Raw genomic sequence first — 16,213 nt, 5'->3', positions numbered from 1 at the left:
ATGGTGAAATATTTAATAACCAAATGATTGGTGATTGAACTTTCGAATAAGAAAATTTTTGTCAATAATCTATCAAATGAATGTCATAAGTGATTATTATTAACGCATTACTATTTCTATTATGTGTTTATTGGAATAAGAACAAGTTCTTAAGTTGAAAAGATAATTACAGATAAATTTACAATTTATACGTTTTTTAAGAACTCTTTCTATGGAATTAATTATAACTAAATTATTAGAGGAAAAAAATAAAGTTTATATCAAAATCATATTCTCTAGCATTTACTAGATTATTTAAACAGGTCAATTGGTATTTCACTAGACTTTTAAGAAAATCTACGTATACTAGTATTAAAAATAGAAATCAGAATCACGGTTTAGAGGAGATTTTATTATTGATTAAAACAGTTGTAAAACTATCACGTATCCTTCTTACAATTACTGGTATTGGTATAACCACAATAGCCCTCGGAATCCTTTATTTCTCTGGTTTAGCGTCTTCTGACAGGTTATTTTATGGATTTGATTACAAAATTCTTTTATCCTTTGGTTTTTTCTTTGGATTCGTTGGTTTATTCCCTGTATTAGCCTCCATGGATACTAATATGAAGAAAAATGTTAAAAAAGTATATATTCATTTATTAGTGATTATGGGGATTGGGGTGGTAGGAATAATTTATTCATTTTTAGTATATGGAAATTATCTATCTTCTTTCGACCCCTCCCATTCATGGTTTGATTACTTAATTATAACTTCAATCTTCTTATTCTTTGGATTCTCTCCATTAATATTTGCTGTTGAGAATCGTGAACGCCTTTGGAGTTATAAATTGGTGTTCATTCTTTTTATAATCATTGGATTTATATTTTATATACTCAGTGGTCTAGTATATGGGCAATATTTTGATTTCGGTGAATTACTCCCAATTCTGGATGTTGATTGGAGTGTATTTTTCATTGCAGGTTCAATAACATTTTATTTAGGATTATTACCTTTAATGGTTACTGCAAGTCAAGAATTTAGGGACCGTATATTTAAATTAAGATTTTTATGGGTAATTACATCTTTGATTGGTTTTTTATTAGTTATTCTTGCACCAATTATCATGTATTATGAATTAAATGTTCTGGGTATTGAATGGACTGTCATTTTATACACTGGAGCTTTAATAGAATTCATTTCCCTGTTCTTATTTGTAGGATCAGACTCTGTTGTTTCATTTCTACAAAAATTACGCTTTTTATGGATTCTCCTCCTATTATTAGGGATTTTATCTGTTTTTATCTCTCTTATATTAGTTCAATCAACTTCCATGGTTATGGTAGATTATTTGGACATTGAAACACTCTTAGGGTTTACTTGGGAGATTTATTTTGCAATTGGAACAGTGTTGACTGTATCAGCTCTCATATTAATAGGAGCTCTATTATTTTACGAAGCTAAAGATCCTAGCCGTGTAGGAACCATTTCTACTTCATCAGGTATGCCAGAAATAGATGCAAAACCAAATGAAATGGTTATATTTCTTGAAATTATCCAAGAATCAAATGATCAAGTTATTGCTAAGTTCAAAGAAGCAGTTAGGGAAGATAAGTTTCGACCTAGAGTTTATGAAAGTCTAATAAAGCATTACCAAACCCAAAATCAATCTATTAAGTCACGTTTATCGAAATTAAAGAAATCCATCTCACGGACTTCAGGTGTTGAATCCCTTTTCTCTGCTGCTCTTGAAGAAACCCCCCCTCCTCCTCCATCAACCCCTCCTCCTTCTAAACCAGCTACTATACCATCTGCTCCTCCTATTCCTCCCAAAACACCTCCAACAACAGCACCACCTCCCCCAAGCACCACGACTCCTCCTGCACCTAGTGCAATTCCTCGAACTCCAACACCTCCACCAGCCCCCTCAGGTCCTTCAATTACTACAACATCACCCTCTGGTCAATCACCTCTTGATTTAATTGCAGACGCAAGATCTACCAGCATAGCAGAGCTTCGTGGAGAGATGTTGAAAGAATTAAGACGACTTCGAGAAATTTTTAAGGAAGAATAGGTAATTAACTCTATTCTTTTTTTTTGGTAGTTAGATTATTTTCCAGAAGATTATTTGCTCTTTATCTGAGAGACTTTCACTTATTATTTTTCCTGCTTCGCTTTTAGTTGAAAGTTTTATATTTCCAGACCTAGACACTGTTCCTGTAAATAGAAATTCTAGTTCTTGTGAGTCAGAATTCTGATATAAAAATTCAATATTTGCATCTTTCAAATGTTTTGGGAAAGATATAATAACAGAACGTTTTCTAAATGAAACCATGCTTGTATTTAAAGGTGTTTTTCCAGTGAAATCTGATGATGAGAAGTCCCCTGATTTATTTACATCAAGTTTCACTTTAAATAGATTTTCTAATCTTTTGATATTCTCCCCACCTTTTCCTAGGATTAGAGGTATATCTCTTCGAGCACATTGAATTTCAAATCGTCGTCCTTGTCGATCTTTTGGTATTAACATTATTGGTTCATTTGAATATTGCTCAATAGCTTCGGTTAGATGTCTTAATGTCCTTGCATCAACTGAAATATCAGATTCTTTTATGTCTTTAATAGGAATAACAACTGTCTGTTCTCCAAATGTATACATTTCATAAACTACTTCATATGTATCAAAGTTTCGGACTTCAACAACTGGTCGTGCAAGATCGTTCTCCACTAAACCTGTAGGAACTTTAACAGTCATTTTGACATCTAAAATTTGGGATATTCTTCCATCTTCCATGTAAATAATCGTATCAAGTACACTGGGAATTACTCCTAGTTCTAGTCTTCCAATAAATCTTTGTACAGCATCAATTGCTGTACTGGAATGGATGACACCAATAAGGCCTATTCCTGATAAACGAAGATCAGTGTAAAGCTTGAAATCTTCTGTATCTCTGATTTCGTCAAAAACAGTATAGTCTGGTCGAGAGAGAAGTAAAATATCGTGAATCTCTGACCTTGTACCAAAATTTTTCGAGTATTGAGTGATTTCAGCCTTTAAATCAAGATCTCTCGGTGATTCGATGGTTTTAATCACTTTAGATTGTTTCTCATAAAATAATGCTAGAGCTCTAGCGAATGTGGTTTTTCCTGTTCCAGGACTTCCTGCGATAAGGATGCCTTCTGCTTTTTCTTTGAGTCGATTGTATAGATTGGGGGTTGTAATATAATCCTCAAGATCTAATTTTACTAATGGCCTTACAGCAGTAATCTCCCAACCATCCGAAAATGGTGGTCTACAAATTACAATACGTATATTTGCATATTGTACTATTGTTGATCCACTTCGATCAATTTCAATGAATGTATCCTCAAATTGCTTTGCTTTTGTTATTATCTCATCACTTAATTGTATTACTTCTTCTCTTGATAGTTTTTTATTTGAAAATTCTTGGTAACTAACTTTTCCTGGTCTTCCTTTCTTGACATATACTGGAGCACCTTGCTTAACATGAATACTCATAGTTTCTTTATCAAAAAAATCTTCTAATAGCAATTTTTTTTCTTTCTTAGAACGTTCTGGTAATACAAATATTGAATCCATCCCAATAGCTTGAGCCCCTAAATACTGTACTCTATCAGAGGTTATCAATGTTCCAGCAATATTCCAAGCATGGTCTCTAATGATTGCATCAATCTCCCCACTACCCGCCCGTTTAATTTCAGAGATATTAGGTCTTCTACCTTCATATGTTATCGAAATTTCCCTTGATTTTGCTATCTTTTGGATTTCTTGAAGTTGTGTTAAGCCACGGTAACCCATTTCATTACCTGAATTTGCTTGATGTTCTAATTCAGAAATCATGGCAGCATGGATAATTAGCTTAGAATATTTTTCGATTGAATCCTTTAATAGAGTAACTAAACAACCATTAATAATAACTGATGTATCGGGAACATAGATTTTTTCTTCATCAATGACTGAATAACGATTCTCCATAATCATGATTCTCCATTTTTTTCATTTTGAGCATCGAAATCTTGATGATATTCATATTCTAACTCATTACGTTCTAAATTTAATTGTGAGACTTGGTAATATGTTACATCACCCAATCGATCAATGACAGATAATAATAATTTTTTCCTATCTAAATTTGCTTGTTTTACAATCTGATCTAGGAAGTCCAAGTCAATATCTTCTCCCTCTGGCAATGGAAATACTACAAATTTACTAACTGACTCTCCTGGTTTTCCTCCCCGCGAATAAATACGGAAAGGTGCTGTTACTTGAGTTCCCATACTGACAACATAACCTCGGTTTCGAAGATCCTTATAAACTAAATATCTACTCCAAAGATCATTTGTATCGCTAGCAAAATAATTTACAATATCTGCTGAGCTAAGATTCTCTTTTGTTTCAGGGTCTTGAATTAAAATCTTCTTCCTGTCTAAGAGTAAAAGAAGTTCTTCAGCTGCAAGGCTTAATGTTGTTTCATTTATCCAACGACCAAAATATCCATTTTCATAAATTTCTTTTACATTAGGATTAGTAGTTATAAAAACACCATCTTTTAATCTAAAATCTAAGATTGGTATACCTGAATCCACATGATCTTCATTCTCGTCTGAAGACATACTCATCATTTCCAATAACTTCTAATAATTTTCAGCTAATACATTTGAAAAACTCATTTCCTATTTTAAGTAATGAACTTTCTCTCATTTTTAAGCTGAATATACTTCTATATTTAAATTAAGCATTCTTTTTAGCAAGAAAGTTACAATAAAAACTTCTTTATTGAGAGCTGATTTCATAGTAAAAAGATACAACTGAAGGTACTAGTTAAAAACCTCCCTTGAACTGACTTCCTTTTAATAAGAATAAACGAAATCGAATATAACTTGGAACGAGTCGAGTTCGACGGAGTACGGAGGATTTAAATCATTTATTGAAAACGCATTAATCAGACGTGTACAATCGAGTACAATAGACTAAATGGTCTAACCAATAATTAATAATCAATATATGAAGCTCTAAAGGAATAGGAGAGTATAAGCGTGGGTCATCGAAAAAAGAATACCCCACATCGTGGGTCACTAGGGTATCGAAGAAATAAGGCAAAAAGACATACTGCTAGAATAAGAACATGGCCAGAATCTCTAGAACCAAAGCTACTTGGTTTTGCAGGCTATAAAGCTGGTATGACCCACATCGCAATGATTAATACCGACACACGTTCACCTTTTTACAAACAGGAGCAATTTATCCCAGTAACTATTATAGAAACTCCACCTATGACTGTTTTCAGTATTCGAACTTATAAAATTGAAAGCTTATTAAATAGTTTAGCTGTAAATGCTGAAATTTGGACTGAAAAACCTGAAAAGGACTTGAGTCGACGTATAAAGATTCCTAAGGAAAAATCAAATATAAAACAACAGATAGCTTTAGTAAAAGCTAAGATGGATGATGTTACAGAAGTTCGTGTCTTAGCCCATACAAAACCAAGGGAAGCGGGTTTGCCACAAAAAAGCCCAGATATTATTGAAATTAAGGTTGGTGGAAAACCTGAGAAAGCTTTTGAATACGCTACAAGTATATTAGGGAAAGAAGTTACTCTAGATGAAGTTTACTCATCTGGAGATTTCATTGATGTTAATGCAACAACAAAAGGTAAAGGTTTTGCTGGTCCTGTTAAAAGACATGGAGTAAAGATTATGCCTCGGAAGAAAAGGAAGGGAAGAAGAGTGGTTGGCTGCATTGGCCCATGGCATCCCGCAAGAGTCATGTGGACAGTTCCTCGTGCTGGCCAACTTGGTTATTTTAGCAGAACTGAATTTAACAAACAAATACTCAAAATTGGTGAAGATGGAGAAGAAGTTACACCTATTAATGGATTTAAGAGATATGGAAAAGTCAATAAATATTGTATGGTTCGTGGCAGTGTTCCTGGGTCTACTAAGAGATTAATTAGATTTAGAAATCCCCTAAGACCGAAACATGTCGAGTTTGAAGATTTGCAAATCACTTATATCAGCACATTAGCTAAAAATTAATTCATTGGCGATTATTATGAATCTTTCAAGAATACCAGTATTTAATCTAGAAGGAGAGGAAATTGAGACAATTGATACTGGATCAATATTCCAAGTCCCTTTTCGTCCTGATATCATAAAAAGAGCAGTTCTAGCCTGTAGGAAGAATCGTCAAGTTCCTTATGGTGTCGACCCCAACGCTGGAAAAAGAACATCAGCTGAAAGCTGGGGAGTAGGACGTGGGGCTGCTCGTGTACCTAGAGTAAAGGGTTCGAGAACCCATTCAGCGAGTAGAGCTGCTTTTATTCCTTTCGCAGTAGGTGGAAGGCGAACTCATCCACCTGAATCACGGATAAAACTTTTAGAAAAAGTTAACAGAAAAGAACGTCAATTAGCGATAAAATCTGCCATTGCAGCAACAGCTAATCCTACTTTAGTTGAATCACGAGGACATATTATTGAAGAAGTTCAATCACTTCCTCTGATAATCGTAGATGAATTGGAATCAATCAAAAAGACCTCAAAGATAATTGATGTTATGAAAAACTTAGGCTTATCTTATGATTTGGCAAAAGCAAAACGAAGAACTTCTCATATTCGTGCTGGAAAAGGAAAAAACCGAGGACGGAAATATAAGACTGGTAAATCAGTTCTTGTCGTTGTAAGAATTGATAATGGAATAAAATCAGCAACAAACAATATACCAGGTATAGATCTAGTAACAGTTGATCAATTGAACGCAGAACATCTTGCACCAGGTACTCATGCTGGCCGTTTAACATTATGGACTAAATCCGCCATTGATTATTTAAAACAAAAAGAATCTAATTAAAATTTTACCAAGGAATGAGTTGATGAAGGATGAAATTTAGACAACCTCAAGATGTAATAAAATATCCCCTTATTACAGAATCAGCTTTTAACAAAATGGATGATGTCAATGAGAACGCTTTAGTCTTCGTTGTTGATAGAAAAGCCACAAAGCATGAAATAAAAAATGCATTTGAAATATTATACAAAGTCAAAGTCATCAAAGTAACAACATTAATTTCTCCTAAGGGAGAAAAGAAAGCATTCATAAAACTATCTCCCGATCATAGTGCCTTAGATCTGGCAACTGAAGTAGGGATCATCTAGGTAGGTGTTTTTATTGGGAAAACGAATCTTAGTTCAAAGAAGAGGTCGCGGTACCTCTGTTTTTCGTTCTTTATCACATCGACGTAAAGGTAAAGCACGATATTTACCTATTGCTGACGAAGAAAAGGAAGACAAGATTGGATTTACAATTATTGATTTTATTCACGAGATGGGTCGTGGATCGCCCTTAATGCTCGTTCAATATGACAACGGAGACGAAGCACTTCTTCCTGCACCCGAAGGAGTTCATGTGGGACAAAAATGTGAACAAGGGATTAATGCGAATCTTGAAGTTGGTAATATTCTACCAATTCATAAAATTCCAGAAGGTATCTGGATATGTAATATTGAAATGCGCCCTGGTGATGGTGGCAGTTTATGTCGCTCCTCTGGAACTCATGGACAGATAAAAACTCATTCACTAGATGGAACAAGGATTCTTTTACCATCAAAATATGATCGTGCGGTTCATCCTAATTCTCGTGCAATGATCGGAATCATTTCTGCAGGTGGCCGACCTGATCGTCCTTTTCTTAAAGCAGGAGTTAAACGTGCTTTTATGCGAGCTAAAGGGCATAAGGCATTTCCTGTGGTACGAGGTGTTGCAATGAATATTGTCACCCATCCACATGGAGGAGGTTCGCATCAAAGACCTGGTCGTCCTACAACTGTGTCTAGAAATGCTCCTCCTGGAAGAAAAATTGGTTTAATTGCAGCACGGAGAACAGGGTTACGCCGAGGAAGAATCAGACGTTAATCTTGATCAAGATCAGATGAATTTTTCTGAAATTTTATTATTATTTTTCTTCTAATTAATTATGCGGGGGAAGGGATTCGAACCCTTGAAAGCCTACGCTAACAGATGTCTCGATTTCTATTTAATTTAAGAAAATCTTGAGTCTGTCCCCGTTGACCTGGCTGGGGTACCCCCGCAATTAATTAGAGGTTTAAATGTTATTTTTTCTTACTTGATACTCTATAATTATTACTTTTTTTAGGATTTATTAAATCGTAGGCTTCTATTAAAGTTTTTTATTTTTGCTGCATTAAATTCGAAATCTCAGAAGAATCTTTGTTATTTTCTCCATTAAAGGCTTTTTGAGATGAATAAAAATTATCTTATAATTCAGAATGAAATATTTACTAATTATAACTAAATATTAATAAAATAACATAAAAATCAATATTTCTAATGAAAAAAAAGGCTAAATACTGTTAAAGGGTTAATGAAATAGGGATATTAATGGTTCTTAATTTAATAATAGACGATTTTAACTTATTTGGGAGTGAATTACCTCCAACCACATCTATTCCTGAATTTCCATTTCTAATTGTTCTTTTATTAGGTATTGGAATACTTTCAATATTACTTCGATATTATTTACTAAAAAAGAAAGAAAATTGATTTATTTAATAATTAAATCAAGTTTACTTAGTGTTATCATCATAGCTTCCTCTAATCGAAGAGATCGGGTACCAGAATGGGTTAAACTATTAATGCAATGATCAAAAACATCACGTATTTTTTTCCCCTCTGCTTTAAGCATTTCTGGTATTCCTTTGTAAGGACTTCCGAATGTAATGAGTATATCCTTGTTTTGTAAATCATTAGGATTTAATGAAGTTATAGGTTCACAAGTTTTCGATGTAGCAATTTTAATTCCCTTGAAGTTGAGTAATGCTTTACTTAACGCCACCTTAGAAACGTGTACTTTATAGCCCCAATAAATATCAGAAGGCCTATTTGGGAGTAAACGAAGTTTTAATTTATCGTCTTTTAGAATAATTTTTACTGTTACACGTAATACTTTCTCTTGGAGTGAAAATTTCGGAGGATTTATAACCTCTAGAAGATGTAAACTGCCCACATCACCTACTGTCCGCCCCTGTAAAAGAAAAATAACAGCTTCACGTATTTCATTAGGTTTTATTTCCTTTGAAAGTACATGATGAGGCGTTGCTAACGGGGATAATACTCCAACGGCAGAGGTGTCCCGTGAGATTGGAAATAGTCGTTTTCTAAGATACTGAGGACATTCAATATACTCTAATATTCTTCTTATGCGTCTACTTTCTCTATGTGCTTCCTCTGGTTTTAGAAAGGGATCATGATATATCATAATATCAGGGACTTGATATATTGCTGAAATTCTGGCAAATTGAAAGATTTTTTCAGTTTTTGCCCTGATATCAGAGCAATCTGATACTGCTGAATCAGGTATTGCTATTGTAAAAGTCATTAGACCATTTTCCTATAATTAGTGGAAGGATACAATTATTTCTGATAAAATAATTAAATTTTTCCTTCGTAATAATCGATATAGGCACGAATTATATTTTTATAGTTGATTATACCTATAATATCACCGTCTGCTCCTACTACAGGTAATTGATCAAAGTTTTTCTTAACCATTTTCTTTGATACATCCTCGATTGTACTATCTGAATAACAGACCTCAACATTTCGTTCCATGATCTCTTGTACTTTCATGTTTGAAGGAAGAGTAAGTGTTTTTGATCCAATTATTAGAACAGATTCACTATCCCATGAAGAGCTATCATTCTCGGCACCATGTCCTGTACGACTTTTACTTTGAGAATCTAAAATTTCAGCAACTTTCAGAAAATCTTTTTGAGTAATAATCCCAATCATTCTATCTTCATTTATTACTGGAACAGCTTTTTGATGTGAAATACGAATTGCGGTTGCTGCAGCAGGAAGTGGTGTTCCTTCCCAAATCGTTGTTACGTATTTGTTCAAATAGTTCTCAATTCCTACCTGAATCTTCGCGGGCACAACAACTTTTTTAACTATATCATGTCGTGAAATAATACCCTCTAAATATATCCCTTCATTTTCATCTACTACAGGCATTCTTTGAAACATATTATTCGTTAAAATCTGAGCTGCTTTAATAACCATATCAGAGGGTTTTATAGTAATTGGATTTCTAACCATAAGAAGAGATAGCTGTGTTTCATCTGGGTTTTTAAAAAGATCAGATCTGGAAACTATGCCTACAAGTTCATATGAATCCTTTTTTAGAACTGGATAGGCACTAAAACCTGTTTCGTGAATAAGTTCAAGTAAACTCTCTCTATTCCCAGGGATTTGCAAAAATTTGACATTCTCTTTTTTGGTCATTATTTTAGAAACAGAAATATCTCCTACCATTAGTTTCCACCATCTCTCTTTGATTAGTAAATAAAAAGGTAGTGTAAATTAGATATTTTAGTGATTCCTCTGGTTTAGATATTTTAAATTGAATACCTCTTACGCATTCAATAAGTTTAAAATGAGAATTAATGCTACAAATGCAATTGCTATTGCAATAGTCCAATATGGTCCCATTTTCAGTCCAGGAGAATCAGACTCTGAATAGAAGCGGATCAATCCTGCACCTGTTGCAGGCATCGGTGAATCATCACGTCTCCGTGTTTTCCTAACACTCATTTTTATAACACCAGAAGGCTTTGAAATATCCTTATATTGAGCAAGTTAATTTTCACTATATGAAGTTTTATATAAAAGGATATCAAATTTTGTTGAATAATAATTCGAAGATACTCATATTCAAATATTGGATAAAATAAGTACTTGGAAAAAATATTCTTCAAACCTTACATATACTCCTTAGAGAAGAGAATAAAAAGATTAGCTAATGAATGATTTTAGAATACATTGTTGAACTTCGCCACCAGATGTAATCTAACCAATCAGCAAATTGATCTATTATAGGGACACCCATTTTTTCTATTATTAGAGCAAAAAATATCGCTCCAAAAAATCCAATTACTTTCGAAGAAACATCATGTGCCCAATAGAATGCTTCTTCAGAATTCATACCAAATTGTGTGACAAGAAAATGGACACACCATAAGTGGAAAGTGATTCTAAGGGCATTTCCCACAAATAAAGCAATAAAAAAAATCGATCCTGCCTTGATCTTCGAAATCCATGGAGCTTCCGTTACTGTAATGATTGCTAAAAGTAAACCACCCGCTTGCATTCCTGTACAAGCTTTTACAATCCAATAATCTCCATTTGTGTCAGGAATATGTATACCAGGTGTATTTATTGTTGCTTCTAAGAAAGGAAATGGACCACCCCTTAATTGTGGTGGAATTACCGAGTCAGGATTCAAATTAGGTATCATTGTCGTTTTAATACCTAAAATATCTAATAATGAAAAAATAATATCTCTTGTAGGAATTTCAATAAAAACCCAGTCAGGGACTGCATAAATTAGGAATGTTAAAATGATTGCAATACCTAATGAAGTAAGCATTAATCTGTCATTATGATATCTTTTCTTAGTATCTTTTATTTCTTCTATAGGATCCTTTAACTCTTTATTTTCAGTCATTAAAACTATTTCACCAGGTATATTCTTGAATATTATTAAACTCAATTGATATTAAATTTGGGATTTTGGAATATGTTCAGGTTCTATAGACTACCTGTATGTATAAAATTTTTATCCTTCGAAATAATTTTGGAAAAATTTCCTTAAAACTGTTAAATTGTATTATTTTTGGAAAAGTTCAGGATTTTTTAACATGTACCAACCATATGTAACTTTACATATATCTTTATCAACTAAATCGCGTAAAACCTGTTTTATTTGATCTTTTGGCAATTTGACATCCGTTGTTAATAAATTAGATTGAGCTTTATATTGAGGACGTTGTAATAAAGCATAAATTATTTTTTCTTCAGCAGAATTTAATTTTAATCCTTTAGGGATCCTATAATCTAGCATAGGCTGATTTATAGGACTTGAAGATTCAGTTCGTTTATGTTCTAGGATATTCTTATCTTTAAGTATATACCATCCATAAGAAACACGTAGAATCCCTTTATCAACGAGATTTCGAAGTACTTCTTTAAGAACACTTTGTTTTAATCCAGTTGGTCGTGTAAGAAGATTTGATTGCGCTTTTAGATTTGGTCTTGACTTGATAGCATTGATGGTAGCTATTTCTTCTGGTGTAAGCCCCTCCCCTACTCTAGATATTCTTGCTGATTTCTTCTTCTTCTTTTTTCGGTCATTTTCAGCGAAAGTATTTTTAAAAAACGGAAGATGTGATTTTTTAATAATAAACCAACCTACTTGAGTTCTTAATAATCCTTTTGAGATTAAATTCCTTAAATGTCTTTCTGCTTCATCTACGCTCAACCCCATATCTTTAGCAAGTATTTCTGGTTTGGTTCGATGTTTAATTCGCATATAAGTTCTTTCTAGAATCTCCATTTCAAATTCAGTAGGTAAATCTTCCTCCCAATTATCTTTTCTAAATAATGTAGTTGTCTGTTTTAAATAAGGGGTAACATCATCCGAGTAGTCCTTTTGAGGTGGCATGGGATGAAATAAATCACTGTCATTTTCACTTTTAGCTTCACTCATCTTTTTTAAACCCGAAGGTGGACTTCGAAAAAGCTCTTCCTCTGAAATTTCAGTTTCTTCATTTTTTTCTTCGAATAGATCAAGTCTTTCGTCGTTTAATTCTTCATCAACTTCCAAAAAATCTTTTTTGTAATTTTTCTCAGATATCATTTCATTATGGTGTGCTTCAGTTTCCACTTGTGGTTTAATGGTGTCGGTTTTTAATACAGGTTTTGAGGAGGTTAAATTCTGTGTTTGTTTTTGGGGATATTTTGTTTGTTGAGGACGTAGAGGTATTTCAGCATTACTTTCAGTATTTGGGCTAAAAACTAAAATTTTCTGTGTTCTTTCAACTTCAAGATTTTCCCTATCTAGAAGGGAAAGGATAGAATCATTTAATTCATTAAATGCACTATTTATTCCTTCTATTTGTATAGCCAGTGGATATTTCTGATTTGAGATGGAATAAATAATTTTGATTTGTTTTAATCCAAGCCGATTTAAGCTAAAAAATTCTTGGATCTCCCTGTTCATTACTGCTGATTCATTTCCATGAATTTCAAGAACATATTGTTGATTTGTTCGCGATTCTTCCACGTAAAAGATTAATTTAGGAAAATCGGGAATTCTTGGTATAGCTTGAACTGAATTATCTATAAATTCTATATCCTTGAAACGTCCACGAGCTTTCAAAAAATTGATAAAATCGTTTAAAACTATGTTTTGACGATACAAATTGAAACGAATCCTTTTGAATGCAGAATAGAATCCGAGGAAGATTTTATATTCAATAAATTCCGTTTTTAAGCTCCTTTAAATCGCTTTGAAAAACTTTTTGGTGGTTTCATATGATTTATCGATTTATATAGTCTGATTTTGTCTCCTTTAGTATATTATTAAAGGATATTCTATTTTGATGTTGAAATTGGAAATAAAACTATATTTAGAAGTCTTAAATTAAGTAATTATTATCTTAGAAACTTTTAAGGTAGTTAAATCTAGAAGATATTGAATATATTAGTAATTTTTCAAAGATAATTATTTGTAAAATATTGTTTAAGTTCTTTAAGTCCTTTCCCCTTCAGATTCTTTTTCAAGGGAGTAGGAATCGTAAGAAAAATTTGATCAAAGGCATTCAGGGCTCTCTCTTCATTATTAGTTCCTATGGTGTTCCATAAGCTAATAAATTTGTCTATAGGGAGACCTAAGGAATTTGAAAGAGGATTAAATAATTGACTTGGATTATAAACCAGAGGAGGTAAATCAAGAATAGGTTTACTTTCAGATTCTTCTTCATTGAATGATTTATCAATTAAGTTAATAATACCTACTCTATATAATTCGCTGATTAAAGCTATTAATAGCTTTTTATCATCTAATTCAAGGATTTTTGAAATTTCAGACATGGAGTATTCTTTAATTGTTAATTGAGAGATGATTTGTAAAACTAAGGAATTTTCAAAAAGCTTAGAAAGATCGTATGACATATTAAAGCCATAATTTCTCTACTACATTAAGTCATATATTAATTTGAGAATTATGTTTTCTCAACTAACATGATAGAATGATATTTTAGTTCATTCTAAAAATACTAAAACCTGACCTATTACGTTGTCACAGTGATTTTATTCATATATCGTACAAAATTAAGCTAATTATAAAATAAAAATTGATTAAAGATAAGGAAAAGGATATGACCCAGATGGAATCAACTGAGAAGGATTTTGTGGTTCAATGTATCAATTTAAAAAAGCATTACATTTTGGGAGAAGTAAAAGTTGAAGCCTTAAGGGGAATTAATATGGAAATTGAGAGAGGAGAATTTGTCTCTATAATGGGTCCTTCAGGGTGCGGGAAAACGACATTACTTAACATTATAGGATCTCTAGACACCCCTACATCAGGCCGAGTCATTTTGGAAGGTCAAGAAATATCAAGAGCTAAGGAAAAAGAATTAACTCAAATCAGGCGTAATTTAGTTGGTTTTGTTTTTCAATTTTACAACCTTTTACCAGTTTTGAGTGCATTAGAGAATATTGAGCTCCCAATGCTTATTGCAGGAGTTCCAAAAGTAAAAAGAACTGAAAGAGCTCTAGATTTATTAGAAAAAGTAAATCTTCTCGAAAGAAAGAATCATAAACCAGATGAACTAAGTGGAGGAGAAAGACAGAGAGTGGCAATAGCTAGGGCTTTAGCAAATCAACCTTCAATTCTTTTAGCAGATGAGCCAACAGGTGATTTAGACACTGAAAGTGGAATCGCAGTCCTTGAGTTATTAAAGGAAGTAAACCGAAGAGAAAAGCAGACATTGATTTTAGTCACACATGACCCAAATATTGCTAGACACTCTGATCGAATATTTCATATTAAAGATGGGTTAGTATCTTCAGTTGAAAATATAAAATAATGACTAAATTTAAACTAATAAACTCCGAAGTGAATCATTACCAGTTCTTTTCGATTCTTCGTCTAAAATTTTCACTAATTCTTTAAATCTATTTCTAATAGTAACTGGGGTAATCCTAGCAATAGTTGCTATTTCTTGTTGTGTTCTTCGTTCTCCAGTTTGAATTGTGGATATATATAGTGATGCAGCAGCAAGACTCATTGGATTTTTTCCAACCGTTGCCCCTTTTGCTCTTGCTATATTTAAAATTTTTACCGCTTGTCTTCTTGCTTTCATTGTCACCCTTAAATTTATACCTAAGCGGTGTACCAGAGCAGCATAATCACTTGGATTAACCTTTAAGTCTAGTTTTTGTAAAATTATTCTTATACATCTTCCCAATTCTTTTGAGGCAATATTAGATACAGATGCAATATCCTTAAGCGTTTGAGGTAATTTTTTCTTCCTACAAGCAAGGTATAAACTCGCTGCAATCATTCCATCTATAGATCTACCCCGAATTAAATTTTTCTTTAATGCTTTTCTATAAATCATGGCACCCATTTCAGCTACATCTTCTGGTAATTCAAGTTGGCTTTTTATTCGTTTTAATTCTTTCAAAGCGAACCTTAAATTACGAATTTCTGATTTTCTTGTTCGGTTATCAATCCTGGATAATCTACGATATTTAGTTTGAGAAGTATAAGGAAGAGTACGCCCTGAAATATCTCTACGTATATTTCCTATTTGAGTTCTTAATCCCATTTCAGCTTTGAGTGGAGTTATTGGACTACCTGTACGAGAACGTTCCTGCTGTTCACTACTGTCATATGCTCTCCATTCGGGCCCTAAATCAATTTGAATATCTAAAACAAGTCCACAAGAAGCACACACAGATGTTCCTTTAGTATGCTCTGTAATAATGTCTAAACTACCGCATTCGGGACATTTCTTTTCTTGTGGAGACAAAAGAGACCCCCTATTAAACTTGAGGTTCAAACATGATAAAGCTTATAAAAGCTTACTGGCCGAGAATTAAAAATTCAAGAAATCAAAGGATAAGCTAGTGCAGAATTAGGTTGAATAAACATCAAAGGAAAGAAAATTCCGACCTATTCTGATCCAAATATTTATTTTCGGTCTGATAAGACTTTAGAGATTTTAAAACTCTGAAAAATCTTTACAACCACAATAAAACAAAAGTAATTTGTACAAGAAGTGTTTGTGAGTCTTCTATTTTCTTTTATGGTTTTTAATAATAAAAAATCGATATTCTAAAATAAAAAT

At 32.9% G+C, this 16,213-nt stretch carries 16 protein-coding genes and 1 tRNA gene; 7 read left to right on the top strand and 10 right to left on the bottom strand.

Features of this window, described 5'->3' with window-relative positions:
• Nucleotides 1–395 precede the first annotated feature (395 nt).
• Entirely contained in the window at nt 396–2,054 is a 1,659-nt protein-coding gene (locus ACWVCY_RS05640) for a hypothetical protein (RefSeq protein ID WP_455141015.1), read from the top strand.
• Between the two features lie 30 nt (nt 2,055–2,084).
• On the opposite strand, the gene ACWVCY_RS05635 is transcribed toward ACWVCY_RS05640, so the two are convergent.
• Nucleotides 2,085–3,977 carry an ATPase, T2SS/T4P/T4SS family gene (locus ACWVCY_RS05635; RefSeq protein WP_455141013.1) on the bottom strand — a complete coding sequence of 631 codons (1,893 nt, stop codon included), beginning with the start codon at nt 3,975–3,977 and terminating at the stop codon, nt 2,085–2,087.
• A 2-nt stretch (nt 3,978–3,979) separates the two neighbouring features.
• Nucleotides 3,980–4,615: a tRNA-intron lyase gene (gene endA, locus ACWVCY_RS05630; RefSeq protein ID WP_455141011.1), complete on the bottom strand. Its 636-nt coding sequence runs from the start codon at nt 4,613–4,615 to the stop codon at nt 3,980–3,982.
• 423 nt (nt 4,616–5,038) lie between these two features.
• Here endA and ACWVCY_RS05625 point away from each other — a divergent pair, with 423 nt between their 5' ends.
• From ACWVCY_RS05625 to ACWVCY_RS05610, 4 genes are read left to right on the top strand one after another with little or no spacing between them, the layout of a single operon-like run.
• The gene (locus ACWVCY_RS05625) at nt 5,039–6,037 is read left to right on the top strand and encodes a 50S ribosomal protein L3 (protein ID WP_455141009.1); all 999 of its coding nucleotides are present in this window, start codon (nt 5,039–5,041) and stop codon (nt 6,035–6,037) included.
• 16 nt (nt 6,038–6,053) lie between these two features.
• Nucleotides 6,054–6,848, top strand: coding sequence for a 50S ribosomal protein L4 (gene rpl4p, locus ACWVCY_RS05620; protein WP_455141007.1), 795 nt, complete (start codon nt 6,054–6,056; stop codon nt 6,846–6,848).
• A gap of 29 nt (nt 6,849–6,877) precedes the next feature.
• A complete protein-coding gene (locus ACWVCY_RS05615) occupies nt 6,878–7,153 on the top strand; it encodes a 50S ribosomal protein L23 (protein WP_455141006.1) in 276 nt (91 codons plus the stop codon).
• Between the two features lie 13 nt (nt 7,154–7,166).
• Entirely contained in the window at nt 7,167–7,910 is a 744-nt protein-coding gene (locus tag ACWVCY_RS05610) for a 50S ribosomal protein L2 (RefSeq protein WP_455141004.1), read from the top strand.
• Between the two features lie 62 nt (nt 7,911–7,972).
• Here the strand turns inward: ACWVCY_RS05610 and ACWVCY_RS05605 are convergent.
• Nucleotides 7,973–8,086: transfer RNA gene (locus ACWVCY_RS05605), tRNA-Leu, on the bottom strand.
• Between the two features lie 310 nt (nt 8,087–8,396).
• Here ACWVCY_RS05605 and ACWVCY_RS05600 point away from each other — a divergent pair.
• Complete coding sequence (locus ACWVCY_RS05600) at nt 8,397–8,558, top strand: hypothetical protein (RefSeq protein ID WP_455141002.1); 162 nt, start codon at nt 8,397–8,399, stop codon at nt 8,556–8,558.
• Nucleotide 8,559: 1 nt separating this feature from the next.
• Here the strand turns inward: ACWVCY_RS05600 and ACWVCY_RS05595 are convergent, their stop codons facing one another.
• From ACWVCY_RS05595 to ACWVCY_RS05570, 6 genes are all read right to left on the bottom strand, one after another.
• Complete coding sequence (locus ACWVCY_RS05595; RefSeq protein ID WP_455141000.1) at nt 8,560–9,393, bottom strand: putative RNA uridine N3 methyltransferase; 834 nt, start codon at nt 9,391–9,393, stop codon at nt 8,560–8,562.
• Nucleotides 9,394–9,446: 53 nt separating this feature from the next.
• Complete coding sequence (locus tag ACWVCY_RS05590) at nt 9,447–10,328, bottom strand: CBS domain-containing protein (protein ID WP_455140999.1); 882 nt, start codon at nt 10,326–10,328, stop codon at nt 9,447–9,449.
• Between the two features lie 99 nt (nt 10,329–10,427).
• The gene (locus ACWVCY_RS05585) at nt 10,428–10,607 is read right to left on the bottom strand and encodes a preprotein translocase subunit Sec61beta (protein WP_455140998.1); all 180 of its coding nucleotides are present in this window, start codon (nt 10,605–10,607) and stop codon (nt 10,428–10,430) included.
• A 205-nt stretch (nt 10,608–10,812) separates the two neighbouring features.
• Nucleotides 10,813–11,520 carry a heimdallarchaeosortase gene (gene artI, locus ACWVCY_RS05580; RefSeq protein ID WP_455140996.1) on the bottom strand — a complete coding sequence of 236 codons (708 nt, stop codon included), beginning with the start codon at nt 11,518–11,520 and terminating at the stop codon, nt 10,813–10,815.
• Between the two features lie 162 nt (nt 11,521–11,682).
• Nucleotides 11,683–13,275, bottom strand: a complete 1,593-nt coding sequence (locus ACWVCY_RS05575; RefSeq protein WP_455140994.1) for a hypothetical protein — start codon at nt 13,273–13,275, stop codon at nt 11,683–11,685.
• A gap of 293 nt (nt 13,276–13,568) precedes the next feature.
• Nucleotides 13,569–14,027 carry a hypothetical protein gene (locus tag ACWVCY_RS05570; protein ID WP_455140993.1) on the bottom strand — a complete coding sequence of 153 codons (459 nt, stop codon included), beginning with the start codon at nt 14,025–14,027 and terminating at the stop codon, nt 13,569–13,571.
• A gap of 206 nt (nt 14,028–14,233) precedes the next feature.
• On the opposite strand from ACWVCY_RS05570, the gene ACWVCY_RS05565 reads away from it, so the two are divergent.
• The gene (locus tag ACWVCY_RS05565) at nt 14,234–14,947 is read left to right on the top strand and encodes an ABC transporter ATP-binding protein (RefSeq protein WP_455140991.1); all 714 of its coding nucleotides are present in this window, start codon (nt 14,234–14,236) and stop codon (nt 14,945–14,947) included.
• A 9-nt stretch (nt 14,948–14,956) separates the two neighbouring features.
• Here the strand turns inward: ACWVCY_RS05565 and ACWVCY_RS05560 are convergent, their stop codons facing one another.
• Nucleotides 14,957–15,895 carry a transcription initiation factor IIB gene (locus ACWVCY_RS05560; protein WP_455140989.1) on the bottom strand — a complete coding sequence of 313 codons (939 nt, stop codon included), beginning with the start codon at nt 15,893–15,895 and terminating at the stop codon, nt 14,957–14,959.
• Nucleotides 15,896–16,213 lie beyond the last annotated feature (318 nt).

The organism is Candidatus Hodarchaeum mangrovi (assembly GCF_975850365.1).
Note: the sequence above shows the minus strand (reverse complement) of the source record. Positions and strands in the feature narration are given on the sequence as shown.